This is a genomic window from Algoriphagus yeomjeoni, assembly GCF_049821175.1.
GTDB classification, from domain to species: Bacteria; Bacteroidota; Bacteroidia; order Cytophagales; family Cyclobacteriaceae; genus Algoriphagus; species Algoriphagus yeomjeoni_A.
On record NZ_CP187512.1, the window covers coordinates 133,815 to 147,227 of the forward strand.

Here is a 13,413-nt window from a genome sequence, read left to right on the forward strand (position 1 = left end):
CGGAGTCTATGCAAACCGGAGAAAACACCGAGGGGTTAAGAAAGATCATCGATCTGACCAGAAAGGCAAGTATTGGAATGCTGTGTCTGCATTGCTATTACTATTGTTATCATTCATTCAATCAATGGGGACTTACTCATCCTATTTCTGAAAGACTTCTGGTCAATATTAGGGATACGGGCCTGTTTAATGAATTCTATATATCCAAAGTTTTTGCATTGGGGCTTTTGTTTATATCCTTGATCGGAGCGAAAGGCAAGAAGGATGATAAACTCAGAATGGCCCAGATATGCTGGCCACTGATCAGTGGATTGTTAATCTATGCGGGCAGTTTTTATGTCTTTTACCTTTCTTTTAATGAGGATACACTAAGCATTACCTACATAACAGTCACCAGTCTCGGGTTCATTCTAATTTTGAGGGGAGGAGCCCTGCTGAGTCGCTTGCTGAAAAACCGGTTTGATCAGGGGGTATTTAATCATTTGAACGAGACATTTCCTCAGGAGGAGCGCTACCTGGGAAATGAATACTCGGTTAATCTTCCTGCACAATACCGACTGAAGGATAAGGTCAGAAAATCATGGATCAATATCATCAATCCCTTCCGAGCATTATTGGTGGCAGGTACGCCAGGTTCTGGAAAAAGTTACTTTGTGATCCGACATGTGATTACCCAACACATCAGTAAAGGGTTTTCCATGTTTGTCTATGACTTCAAATACGATGACCTCTCCCGAATAGCCTACAATACGCTTCAAAAGAATTTATCTGCCTACCGTATAAAGCCTAAATTCTATACTATCAATTTTGACCGCCTGTCACATACCCATCGGTGTAATCCCTTAGAGCCGGATACCATGTTGGACATTACAGATGCCTCCGAAGCAGCCCGTACTATTATGCTTGGACTGAATAGGGAGTGGATCAAAAAGCAGGGAGACTTCTTCGTAGAAAGTCCGATTAATTTTCTTACAGCTATTGTCTGGTTTCTCAAAAAGCACAGGCAAGGAAAATACTGTACGCTACCCCATGTCATCGAACTGATGCAGACCGAATATGAGAAGCTGTTTACTGTGCTCCGAACCGAACCGGAAATTGAAGTTCTGATGAATCCTTTTGTCTCTGCTTTGGTTAAAAAGGCATTTGATCAGTTGGAAGGTCAGGTGGCAAGTGCCAAGATTACCATGGCACGGCTATCTTCCCCCCAACTGTATTATGTGCTTTCAGAGAGTGAATTTACACTTGACCTGAATAAACCTGATGAACCTAAAATCATCTGCATGGGAAACAATCCCCAAAAGCAGCAGGTCTATGGGGCGGTCTTATCGCTATATATTTCCAGGGTTGTCAAGCTGGTCAACCAGAAGGGCAAGCTGAAATCCAGTCTGGTGTTCGATGAGTTTCCTACGATCTATTTCAATGGAATTGATAGCCTGATTGCCACAGCACGATCCAACAAGGTAGCTACCTGCTTGGGAGTACAGGATTATAGCCAGCTTCGGAAAGATTATGGGAGGGAGCAGGCCGATGTGATTATGAATACGGTAGGGAACTTCATCAGCGGTCAGGTTTTAGGCGACACGGCAAAACAACTTTCAGAGCGTTTTGGTAGGATTATTCAAAACCGAGAGAGTATCTCGATCAACAGTTCAGAGACATCGGTAAGTAAATCCACGCAACTTGATCAGGCGGTTCCGTCATCAAGGATATCGTCACTCTCTTCTGGTGAATTTGTGGGAATGGTAGCGGATACTCCAGATCAGAAGATTGAACTGAAAGCTTTCCATGCTGAAATAATTAATGACCATGCTGCGTTGAAACAGGAGGAAGAAAGTTATCAGCCGATCCCTAAAGTGCGGGATATTACCCAAGACGAGGTAGAGGAAAACTATCGGAGTATCAAACGTGATGTGGAGGATATTATCCGATTGGAAATGGAACGGGTGTTCGATACACCGGAGTTGGGGCATTTGATTATTAGGGGTTAAGACTAAAAAACTGATGCCTTTGTGACACCAATCTATAAATAGATTGTAAATTTAGTTAAAGATTTTTGTCACAATTATTGTCAATATTTGTGACAAAAAATTATTGTGGTTTTGAGAGTAAATATTTGGAAATCAATTAGAAAAATTAGAAAAAGAGTACATGGTTTTTACTTTAGTTCAACTAGATAATCCCACTGGCTCGAAATATTCTTAGATAGTTAAAAACATATTATTTTTTCTATTCCTTCTTCAGCCAATTTAGCCTGATCCGGTCACACGAGGCAAGAGACTTCGGTATAAAGCCAGAGCTCTTGCCTATGCTGGTTTATTCCGTTTCCTCTTGCAGGTAGTGACGGTCTCAGGCTGGTGCAGCTTCATAAGTATTTGTAAAAACCTAAACACAATAGACTATGAAGACTGAATTAAAAACATCAACAAACTGGTCTTTAAAAAGAAGAAGCCTCTCTCGCAAACTACGATATGGAAAATAGGTAGTTACTTTTATGACAATAAAAGTAAGGAGCGCAATCGGAAGATAATGGCCACAACACATCCGGGGATAAGGTAGCAAAGCCGACCCCGAAATCATTGGAGATCCTGCGACAAGCTTCCTGCCCCAAAATTTAAGCGTTTCGGGAAAATTGAAGAGGTTTTTATGGGAATTGATTTTCTGTCGATTACTCGTTTCACACGAACAGGTAGTACTTAGTTAATTGTTTTTGTTTCACAGACGTAATCGAATAATTTGTCCGATCACGGACGAAATTGTCCGAGCCGTAGATTTTTTTGTTTCTAAATATGCTTTTCGAATTGTTCTGAGGCTCTTTTTAGTGGCACAAAAGTGGAAATACTTTTTTAGACTCAAGAAGTAAGACATCAGTATTCATTATCAGGGGATAAGAATTGAGACATAAGAAATAAGAACCAAAAAATTAAGTAATAACCTAGGTGGGGGAACAATCTTCCAACTTTACCACCTATAAACCTTTCAACCGCAATGATCAAAAACTATATCAAAATAGCTTGGAGAAACATTCAAAGAAGTAAAGGATTTACTTTGATTAATGTCGCTGGACTTGGAATCGGGATGGCGGCGTCGATCTTGATCCTTATCTGGGTTCAATTTGAACTATCTGTAGACCGCTTTCATGAGAATTCGGATCGGGTCTATGCAAACTGGAGAAATACTGAAATGCAGGGTGATATGTTTACCTGGGATTATACACCTGCGACCTATGCACCTACAATAAAAGAACAGTTTCCCGAAGTGGAAGTGGTGGCAAGAATCACCGAGTGGGATCAATCACTTTTGACAGTAGGGGAGAGAAATTTTTACGAGGAAACTACCTTTACTGATCCCGGATTTTTCGAGATGTTTAGCTTCGAAGTATTGGAGGGGGATCCGGTAGCAGCCTTGACAGAACCGGGGAATATTGTCTTGACAGCCTCTGTGGCTAAAAAGCTGTTTGGAGAGGCCTCAGCTCTGGGTAAAACCGTCTCGGTGGAAAAGCAATGGGACTTTGAGGTAAAAGCGGTGATTGAGGATTTGCCTGAGAATACAGACTTTCCTTTTACCGTCTTTTTGCCTTTCAAAAAACTGGAGGCAATGGGATGGGTGGATGATTATTGGGGAAATAATTCGTTTCGAACCTTTACCATGCTAAGTGAAGGAACTGACATTACTTCTTTTAATGAGAAGTTTAAGGATTTCACGGCCAAAAACTCAGAAATGGCTGAGGTCTCTGATTTCCTCTTTCCGATCAGGGATCTTCATTTGTATTCGAAGTTTGAAAATGGTAAGTCCGTAGGGGGCAAAATTGAAATGATCCGATTGTTTGGGGTAGTTTCCATTATCGTCTTGCTCATAGCCGCCATCAACTTTGTCAACCTGAGCACTGCTCAGAGTGACAAGCGATCAAAAGAAGTAGGGATTAGAAAAATCTCAGGAGCCGGGAGAGGAATGTTGATTGGTCAGTTTCTGGCGGAATCGATTTTAATAGCTATTACTGGCTATTTGGTAGCAATTGTTATGGTTAACTTAACTTTTCCATGGTTCAAGGATTTGGTGGGACAGGAACTGGAAAATCCATTTAACCAACCTTATTTCTGGTGGATTTCTATTGGGTATGTTTTTGTCACAGGAATTTTGGCCGGAAGTTACCCTGCATTTTTGATGAGTTCGTTTCAACCTGCGATTGCAATGAAATCAAAGATGAATTCCAATCGAAGTTTTGGAATCAAGCCGCGGGAAGTTTTGGTGGTTTTTCAATTTGTGATAGTGGTAATTTTGATCTCTAGTGTTTGGATTGTGCGAGATCAGCTCAGTTACGTGCAAAATAGAGACTTGGGAATTGACAAAGACAACTTGATTTTTCACCAGGTCACAGAAAGTATTCGAAATAATAAAGCAGCTCTTCGAAACGAATTATTGGCTCTGCCAGAAGTAGCTGAAGTGAGCTATACTTTTTCTCCCCTGACAAATATACATAGTGATACAGACGGCATGGAATGGCAGGGGAAAGATCCCGAGTACAGCCCAATGATTAGCAGAATGGGAACTGACGCTAACTTGGTGAAAACTGCTGGAATGGAGCTTATAGCAGGTAGGGATATTGATATTTACACATATGCAGGCGATAGTCTCTCGGCAATTGTCAATGAAAAAACGGTGGAGGTAATGGGATTGGATGATCCGATTGGGCAGGTGATTAAGGATGATTCCTTTGAGTTTACTATTGTGGGCGTGGTAAAGGATTTTATTATGGAATCACCATTCGATGATGTCATACCGATCATGGTAATGGGACCTAAGCGTAACTTAAATTTCATCCATATCCGATTTGCCGAGGGAGGTAATTATGTGAATGCTTTGACAAATGTGGAGGCTGTTTTCGATAAGTTCAACCCAGACTCTCCCTTCGATTATAAGTTCGTGGATCAGGAACATGCCCGCAAATTCAGTTCTCAGGAACGCACCGCCAAGCTTGCTGCTCTATTCACTGGATTGGCTATTTTGATTTCCTGTATGGGGCTATTAGGATTGTCGGCATTTGTGGCAGAGCAGAGAAGTAAGGAGATTTCCGTGCGGAAGGTTTTTGGAGCTTCTGTGGCAGGTTTGATTCGATTGATTTCTTCCGATTTCACCAAGCTTGTTTTGGTTTCAGTTGTGCTGGCAATCCCCGTGACCTGGTACCTGATGGATTCCTGGCTGGATACATTTGCGTATAGAATACCAATTGATTGGAAAGTATTTCTATGGACAGGAATTGTCGCAATGGTTCTTGCATTTATTACAGTGAGCTCTCAGGCGATCAAAGCGGCACTGGTAAACCCAGTTGATAGTTTGAAGAATGAGTGAGGCACGCAAAAGTGAAGAGGAGTATGAGCATTAAAGGTTGGCAGCTAATAGTGGGAAACGCTGGGGCTGATCTATTAAATTTTAAAGGCTAGTATCATGTTTTACCATTATCTCAAAATCGCACATAGGAATCTTTGGCGGAACAAAGTGTTTTCGCTGATAAATATTATGGGATTGGCAGTCGGCATGGCTGCCTGCCTACTGATTTTTAGGTACGTGGATTTTGAACTGAGCTACGATGACTTCCGAAAGCCCACGATTTATCGTGTCTCGAGTAATGCATATATGAACGGGGAACTAGTGGGGAAACGGGCCCAGACTGTTCCTGCGCTGGCACCTGCCTTTCAAAGGGATATTTCAGAGGTGATTCATGGAGCCCGTATCGTGCACACTGCTCCATTGATGTCAGATCCCGTTTTTCAAGTAGGTGATCGGAGTTTTCATGAAGAAAAAATCTATTATGCGGATTCTTCATTCCTCTCCATGTTTTCTTATAAGATGTTGCGGGGGGATATCCAGACGGCACTTACCCAACCTGGTAGTGTGGTTTTATCTGAATCGGTGTCAAAAAAATATTTTCCCGACGGAGATGCAGTAGGAGAGTCTCTAAATTTTTATATGGGAGATAGAGGTCAGACACAGTTGCTTATCAGCGGGGTTTTTGAAGATATTCCTAATAATTCCCACCTGCAAACAGATTTTCTTATCTCCTTCATTTCCTTGCCTTGGAATCTTAATGAAGATTGGGATTGGGGGAACTTCTACAATTACATCGAGATTTTGCCAGGTAGCGATGTGGCGATAGTAAAGCAAAAAATTCATGGGGTACTGGAAAAATACAGAGGGGAGACACTAGCTGAATGGCGTAAAGATGGTTATTACGAGGAGTTTGAATTGCAACCCATCCAAGGAATCCATTTGGACTCAAATCTGGAAGCGGAGGCGGAAGTAAATGGCAGCCGGCGTACCGTAACTTTTCTTACACTTATTGCTTTTTTTATCCTCGTTATTGCCTGGATCAATTACCTAAACCTGACCACTGCGAAAGCTATTGAGCGGGCAAAAGAAATTGGAATACGGAAAGTAGTGGGATCAAATAGGGGACAGTTGATCGTCCAGTTTTTGACGGAATCATGTTTGATTAACTTGGTTGCCGCACTGATGGCCCTGCTAATTTCAAATCTGCTGATGACCCCCTTTCATGACCTCACACAGGGGCATTTTGCAAAGGGGTTTGATTTAGAAATGGGGCTTGGCATCATGGGCTTGTTTTTATTCGGAATCCTTATTTCGGGATTGTACCCTGCGATAGCACTGTCATTTCAGCCGGTGCAGTTGATCAAGGGCAATTTAAAAAAAACCAAGGGTGTACAGCTCAGGAAAGCACTTGTTGTGTTCCAGTTTGCTGCATCGATTGCCCTGATTGCCGGAACATTTGGTGTACGTAAGCAGCTTGACTTTATGCAACATCAGGACATGGGTTTGGATTTGGGGCAAACGCTTATCCTTAAAGGACCTGGGATTAAAGATTCTACCTATCAGAGCCAGCTTACATTTTTCAAAAATGAAGTGCAAATGCTACCTGAGGTTGAATCTGTAAGTGTCTCTTCCAATATTCCGGGACAACAACTTAGCTGGGGAAGGTCTTTTTATCCACCCGCAAACCCAGAATTCAGGAAGGGAGTGAAAATAGTCGCTGTTGATGAAGATTTTTTCGAATTATATGGCAGTACATTTCTTGCTGGACGTAACTTTTCCCCAGAAATCACCTCTGATAGAGGAGCGGTGATTTTCAACGAAACAGCCATCCGCCAACTAGGATTCAACAGTCCAGAAGATGCAGTCGGTCAAACAATCATTTGGGATGAATCTGATAATGATCAACATGAAAAGGAAATCTTGGGTGTGATCAGCGATTTTAACCAGCAATCTCTGCATAATGAAGTAGGTCCTATGGTTTTTGCACTGAAAGAATACCTGAACGCTCCTTGGGCAGGGGAATATTATTCATTGAAAATCACTTCAGCTGACTACCCCTTTGCATTAGAACAAATCCAAGCTAATTGGAGTGAAGCTTTTCGGGGAAGTCCCTTTGATTACTTTTTTCTTGATACCTATTTTGATAACCAGTATAAATCTGACAAGCAATTCGCAAAAGTGTTTAGCCTGTTTGCTGGTTTGGCTATCCTGATCGCGTGCCTGGGCTTATTTGGGCTATCTTCTTACATGACATTGCAGCGCACAAAAGAAATAGGGATAAGGAAAGTTTTGGGAGCCTCAGTGTTTACCATCATGTCTCTGCTTTCCCGGGAATTTATCGGGCTAATAGGTATAGCCAGTATAGTCATACTCCCGGTAGTATGGTTTTTTATGAAAAAATGGCTTGAAAATTTTGCTTATCAGATGGAGTTCCATTGGTGGCTTCTAGCGTTACCCGTGGTTCTAGTCTGGTTTATGGCTCTTATTACGATCAGTTTCCAATCCATCAAAGCAGCACTGATGAATCCGGTGAACAGTTTGAAGAGTGAGTAGCAATGGAAATAGGAATGATGAGGATTAAAAGTTCAAAAAAGAACTTGTCCCTTAAGTGCGAGTGGGATGTGCGAATGGGTGCTTGGTGAATACCTCCATACTTTTTGAAACAACTTATTGATCCGTTCCTAGTTGGGTTTGGTTTTGGACTTAAATACGTTGACGCACTTAGCGTGATTTTTTTGAAAACCTGTATGAATGCTTTTAGGTAAGCAAAACCCACATCATATTTGAGTTGGTTGACCCGTGTCATTGCGATTTCCAAGATCTTTTTTGCTGCTTCAATCTCCCACTAATTCGGACCCGCGTTATTTTTCCAGCCTTTGAGTCAAAGAAAATTAGGCCTTTAATATGATCGCTTCTTTAATTCAAAATGTTTTATTTTTTCTATTCCTTCTTCCGCCAATTTAGCCTGATCCCGTCACACGAGGCAAGAGACTTCGGCATAAAGCCCATGCTCTTGCCTTTGCTGGTTTATTCCGATTCCTCTTGCACTTAGTGCCGGTCTCAGGCTGGTGCAGCTTCATAAGTATTTGTTAAACCAAAACACAAAAGATTATGAAGACACTAGCAAAATCATCAGCAAAGCCTGCGGTTAAGAGAAAAGAAGGAAATGACTTTGGAATAAACAAGGGATGCGGTACACAACCCGCAAAAGGGTCACCGGATACCTATCAGAAGTTTACTGATCTGATCATCGAGAAACTGGAGCAGGGAGTGATACCCTGGAAACAGCCCTGGCATGAGATGGGAATGCCTTCCAATTACCTGACCAAGAAACCCTACAAGGGAATTAATCTGTGGCTATTACTATCCTGTGGCCATCAGTATCCCTACTACCTGACGTTTAAGCAGGCGAACTCACTTGGAGGCAAAATACAAAAAGGAGCGAAGGCACTTCCGATCTGCTACTGGAACTTTGCCTTTCGGGACAAGAAAACGGGAAAAGTGATTCCAGAAGATAGAATAGGAGAATATGATCTGAAACTGGTGAGTAAATCCGGTTTTCTAAAGGAGTTTAAAGTGTTTCCCATAGAACAGATTGAGGGAATAGACTGGGAGTTTCCAGAAATCAGCAAAGAAGAGCCAGTGCCTGATAATGAACAATGCAGGAAGATCTATGAGGAAATGCTGCGGGCACCTGAGTTGATACATTCCGGTTCCTCAGCCTACTACCGGGCAGACTTGGATCAGATTACCATGCCGGAGAAAAAACTCTTTGCATCCGCTGAGCAATATTTTGCGGTATTGTACCATGAGCTCGTCCACAGCACAGGGCACCCTTCCAGATTAAACAGGATAGGAGTTTCAGAACCTCAGCAATTTGCGTCAGAATTTTACAGTCGCGAGGAGTTGATCGCCGAGATGGGAGCGGGGTACCTGAACAACCTCACCGGGATATTGGATGAGAATCTGCTGGAGAACTCTGCAGCTTACATTCAAAACTGGCTAAACGAACTTCGCAACGACAAGCACTTACTGATAGAGGCTGCGAGCAAAGCACAAAAAGCGGTGGATTACATCCTGATGGAACCTCCGTTTTAGAACTAGGGGAGAGATCCCCTTTTTTGGTTATGGCTGAATGCTAAACAGGTTTTGGTCTGTCTAAACTCAGCATTTAAAAATGAAGAAATTGAACATTTGATGTACCTGCTGAAGTGTGTACTATGGAAGCCTTTAGGACGTAAAATTCAATTCTGTAAATTATTTTTTAATAGAAAATATTTATCTTTTTCGATTTTCAGAGCACTTGTAATGGAAAATATTTGCGAAAAATGACTTCCACTATCATAGAAAATATTTGTAGAAATATCATTCAAAATAGAAATTATTTGTCATATTGATCTTGAATCTGCTTTATAATGGAAAAAAATATACCAATCCACTTACAGGAAATTATATATAGTTCCTCTGACCCAACTATCTCCAGGTATGTTTCAAAACTGGAAAAAGAAGGAGCAATTCGAAAGATAGCGCCTAGACTATATTCGGCTAATTTCGACGATAGTCCGGCAGCTATCATAAGAAGAAACCTGTTTTCTGTTCTTGGAAAATTATATCCAGGAGCGGTGTTAAGCCATCGTTCTGCGCTGGAATTTAAACCTACGAAAGCCGATCAGATATTCCTGACATATAAATACACCAGAAAAATTGAACTTCCGGGCATAATGATCCACTTTTTGAAAGGCAATGGGCCAATAGAAGGAGATAACCCATTATCTGGGGAGTTATATGCTTCCCAACGCGAACGGGCATTTTTGGAGAACCTGCAAGTCTCAAGAAAGCCGGGTCCAGATTCAAAAACGCTAACATTTCCTGAAATCGAAGATCGTCTGGAACAAATTATAAGAGTAAACGGAGAACAGGAGCTGAATAAAGTAAGAGACCGGGCTAGTATCATAGCCAAGGAATTAAATATGGAACCCGAGTTTGATAAACTGAACAAGATAATCAGTGCACTACTCACCACGCATCCATCTACTATATTAAAATCTCCAATAGCTGCCGCACGGGCATTTGGTAATCCTTATGATCCTGCCAGGATTAGTTTATTCGAAATGCTGTTTCAGGAATTGACTCAACAGGAATTCAAATTCAGGGAAGAGCAAAACGTAAGTAACAAGTCTTACCGGAGTTTTGCATTTTTTGAAAGTTATTTTTCTAATTACATCGAGGGTACCGTGTTTGAAGTGGCGGAGGCAAAGCAGATTATCCAGACCCAACAACCACTGGTAAAGAGAAATGAAGATTCGCATGACGTTTTGGGCACCTATAAGATTGTCTCAAATAAGAGTGAAATGAGTACAACCCCCAACTCTCCGGAAGAATTGCTTACCATATTGAGTTACAGACACCAGCTATTGTTGTCAGCTAGGGTAGATAAGAATCCCGGAAATTTTAAACATATAAATAATTATGCAGGTCAAACTGAATTTGTTGATGCTTCACTTGTGAGGGGAACACTTATTAAAAGTTTTGAATTTTACCAAGCACTCAAGCACCCATTTGCGAAAGCAGCCTATATTATGTTCGTTGTAAGCGAGATTCATCCGTTTTTGGATGGAAACGGCCGTGTGGCCAGGGTAATGATGAATGCTGAGCTGACAAAAGCGATGCAATCCAAAATAATAGTACCTACTGTGTATAGGGAGGATTATTTGGGATCCTTAAGAAAATTAACCAGGCAAAGTGATCCTAAACCATACATTAGAATGCTTACCCGTACCCATGAATTCAGCGCCACAATAGTAAGCGAGGACATGGACAAAATGCAGGCATTGTTGGAACAAAGCAATGCCTTTTTGGAACATACGGAGGGTAAATTGAGGATTATTGGCTAAGTGTAAAGTAGCTATAGTAACTAAATCCAATTGATGTTAAAGTGTATCCATTCGGACATCACTTGCGGCACTAGGCTTCTTCCGTTTTCTGTCTTCCCTGCGGTTCAGCAAGAAAATACGGCTATTGGCATTATTTAGGATAATCAGATTAAAGAATTTCCTCTGAATTAATTTCTGGCAGGTCTTCCAACAGGTTATGGAGGTATCCGTCTCCCTGGGCGATCAATACCGGGGGTTGATTTTCTTCTTGCCTGATCCGCACCGGGATTTCATTGTTGTTGGCCAAAATAAACAGCTCCCACTGCCCGGACCGGATTCCTTCTATGGCTTCTTTGGTGCTGATCGCCCATCGCTGACCGGTATTGTTTACTCCCCCGATCTTCAGGATCTTGATAGCTTCCTTGCTTTTTTTGTCCTTTTCTATAAAATGGACGGTTAATTTTCTCATGCGTCTCTACTTCTCTGCTGCAAATATGTAAAATACTCCCCAAGTTGTCCTCCCCAGTTTACCTTAAACCATATTTCTCTGAGGCGGAAAACACCCATCAAACTTGTATTAAGCACTATTCCCTCACAGATTTCAGCTTGACTCCTTTTTCTAACAGTATTCTCAGGATCATCTCAGCATCTTTATCCAAATCCTGTTCCATCAGAAGACAAATGGATTTTAATAGGCGATGATCTCCTTTCCCTAACTTTTATGAAAAAGAACCAGCTTTTGTAGGCAGCCTACTTAAATCACACCATCAGGAATTGGTAAATCCTGATTTTTTTATTGTTGATGTAAGGATAACAATGGCGGTAACGCTGCGGTCTATAAGGCCCTTTTTCCTATATTGTAAAGGATTTGCACATCACTTGAGCCACTAATAATGACTATATGGTTATAGTTGTGACTTTATTCCAATGGCCCTATCAATTCAATAAAGATACCATCTGGATCCTGTACCAAAACAAAATGTAAATTTTCATTTAATGGCGTTGGTGTACTTCCCAATAATTTCACCCCTTTTTCTTTTAATCGTTTGATCACGGGGTTTAGCGCTTTTACATTGATGGTGATGTACTGAACGCCCGTTCCATCTTGGATATATTCCGGTTTAGTTTCAGTTTGTTCATTGCCAAAGCTCATTAGCTTCCATTCATTTGCATTTGGGCTATTCTCTAATTTCAGGACACTTACCTCGACGGCCACACCATTTGAAAGGCCCGAACGTTTGGAAAACTCTTCGTTGATGGTGAAGTTATATGCCTTGACCATACCGATTCCATCCATGTAGAAATCTAAGGAACGATCTAGGTCAGATACCACCACACCCGAGCCTATTAAATTACTGCTGAAATTAGACTGGGAGTGGGCAGTATAAGTAATCATCATTCCAGCGACAATACCAAAAATTTTTAATAGGGGATTTTTCATAAATTTTTAATGCAATAGGTTGAGCAATTGTTATTTCGTCCAATTTAGCAAAAAAAGAGTTTTGAAGATTGAGTCTACTTAGTCTACGAAGGAGATATAGATAGAGTTAAGCAGCTTAAAATCCCGAAAGAGATTGAGTTTAAATAAAAAAGACACTAAATAAATTGAGCTTTATATTAGGTGTGAAATTGAAGGAGTAGGGCCAAGAAAGGAAATTTGGGAGATTCCCGAAACGGCTCTGAAAGAAGCTATCCTTAATGCAATCTCACACCGAGACTATTACGACAAGGAGGCGAAAATAACCGTTGAGCTTTTTAAAGACCGTGTGGAGGTCAGTGATCCGGGTGGATTGAGCAGTGCTATTTCTTTAGTTGGTTTTGGTACCAAAAGCCACAGCAGAAATCCCTTGATTTTTGGTTTGTTTCTCCGTATTCATATGGTGGAACAGGTGGGCTCCGGGATTGACCGGATTAGGGATTTGATGAAAAAAGCCAATCTTCCTGAACCTGTATTTAAGACTTAAGGGATGTTTTCAGTAGTTCTCCATAGGACTGTGGAAGAAACTGTGGAGATAATACTGAATGCTATGAAATCAAACCCTAAGATAACATCTATAGAGTTACAAGAAAGGAAAGGACTGATAATGAGAGGCGTTGAATATCAGATAAGCAAACTGAAAAAGGAGAAGAAAATAATGCGTGTTGGATCTACAAAAGATGGAGAATGGAAAGTTTTGAATTAAAAGTATAATTCGGCTTTGGGTTAAAATAGTAG

General features: G+C 41.2%; 9 protein-coding genes. 7 read left to right on the top strand and 2 right to left on the bottom strand.

All coding sequences use genetic code 11. From position 1 onward, the window contains the following. The first annotated feature begins 8 nt into the window (after positions 1 to 8). From mobC to ACPUEN_RS00505, 5 genes are all read left to right on the top strand, one after another. Positions 9 to 1,988 carry a conjugal transfer protein MobC gene (mobC, locus tag ACPUEN_RS00485; protein WP_425637885.1) on the top strand — a complete coding sequence of 660 codons (1,980 nt, stop codon included), beginning with the start codon at positions 9 to 11 and terminating at the stop codon, positions 1,986 to 1,988. A 997-nt stretch (positions 1,989 to 2,985) separates the two neighbouring features. Beyond that, positions 2,986 to 5,346, top strand: coding sequence for an ABC transporter permease (locus tag ACPUEN_RS00490; protein ID WP_425637886.1), 2,361 nt, complete (start codon positions 2,986 to 2,988; stop codon positions 5,344 to 5,346). A 96-nt stretch (positions 5,347 to 5,442) separates the two neighbouring features. After that, positions 5,443 to 7,878 (top strand): ABC transporter permease, encoded by a 2,436-nt coding sequence (locus ACPUEN_RS00495; protein ID WP_425637887.1) that lies wholly within the window; start codon positions 5,443 to 5,445, stop codon positions 7,876 to 7,878. 558 nt (positions 7,879 to 8,436) lie between these two features. Then, the gene (locus ACPUEN_RS00500) at positions 8,437 to 9,423 is read left to right on the top strand and encodes an ArdC family protein (RefSeq protein ID WP_425637888.1); all 987 of its coding nucleotides are present in this window, start codon (positions 8,437 to 8,439) and stop codon (positions 9,421 to 9,423) included. Between the two features lie 317 nt (positions 9,424 to 9,740). After that, complete coding sequence (locus tag ACPUEN_RS00505; protein WP_425637889.1) at positions 9,741 to 11,219, top strand: Fic family protein; 1,479 nt, start codon at positions 9,741 to 9,743, stop codon at positions 11,217 to 11,219. 148 nt (positions 11,220 to 11,367) lie between these two features. Here the strand turns inward: ACPUEN_RS00505 and ACPUEN_RS00510 are convergent, their stop codons facing one another. Next, the gene (locus tag ACPUEN_RS00510) at positions 11,368 to 11,667 is read right to left on the bottom strand and encodes a DUF3892 domain-containing protein (RefSeq protein WP_111612663.1); all 300 of its coding nucleotides are present in this window, start codon (positions 11,665 to 11,667) and stop codon (positions 11,368 to 11,370) included. 450 nt (positions 11,668 to 12,117) lie between these two features. Continuing rightward, positions 12,118 to 12,639: a VOC family protein gene (locus ACPUEN_RS00515; RefSeq protein ID WP_111612662.1), complete on the bottom strand. Its 522-nt coding sequence runs from the start codon at positions 12,637 to 12,639 to the stop codon at positions 12,118 to 12,120. A gap of 298 nt (positions 12,640 to 12,937) precedes the next feature. On the opposite strand from ACPUEN_RS00515, the gene ACPUEN_RS00520 reads away from it, so the two are divergent. Further along, positions 12,938 to 13,162, top strand: a complete 225-nt coding sequence (locus ACPUEN_RS00520; RefSeq protein WP_425640224.1) for an ATP-binding protein — start codon at positions 12,938 to 12,940, stop codon at positions 13,160 to 13,162. Positions 13,163 to 13,165: 3 nt separating this feature from the next. Further along, a complete protein-coding gene (locus tag ACPUEN_RS00525) occupies positions 13,166 to 13,381 on the top strand; it encodes a hypothetical protein (RefSeq protein WP_425637890.1) in 216 nt (71 codons plus the stop codon). Positions 13,382 to 13,413: the final 32 nt, after the last annotated feature.

Excerpts from the sequence above, each read along its gene's own strand:
- mobC (WP_425637885.1), top strand. The coding sequence starts at position 9 with ATGCAAACCGGAGAAAACACCGAGGGGTTAAGAAAGATCATCGATCTG.
- ACPUEN_RS00490 (WP_425637886.1), top strand. The coding sequence starts at position 2,986 with ATGATCAAAAACTATATCAAAATAGCTTGGAGAAACATTCAAAGAAGT.
- ACPUEN_RS00495 (WP_425637887.1), top strand. The coding sequence starts at position 5,443 with ATGTTTTACCATTATCTCAAAATCGCACATAGGAATCTTTGGCGGAAC.
- ACPUEN_RS00500 (WP_425637888.1), top strand. The coding sequence starts at position 8,437 with ATGAAGACACTAGCAAAATCATCAGCAAAGCCTGCGGTTAAGAGAAAA.
- ACPUEN_RS00505 (WP_425637889.1), top strand. The coding sequence starts at position 9,741 with ATGGAAAAAAATATACCAATCCACTTACAGGAAATTATATATAGTTCC.
- ACPUEN_RS00510 (WP_111612663.1), bottom strand. The coding sequence starts at position 11,667 with ATGAGAAAATTAACCGTCCATTTTATAGAAAAGGACAAAAAAAGCAAG.
- ACPUEN_RS00515 (WP_111612662.1), bottom strand. The coding sequence starts at position 12,639 with ATGAAAAATCCCCTATTAAAAATTTTTGGTATTGTCGCTGGAATGATG.
- ACPUEN_RS00525 (WP_425637890.1), top strand. The coding sequence starts at position 13,166 with ATGTTTTCAGTAGTTCTCCATAGGACTGTGGAAGAAACTGTGGAGATA.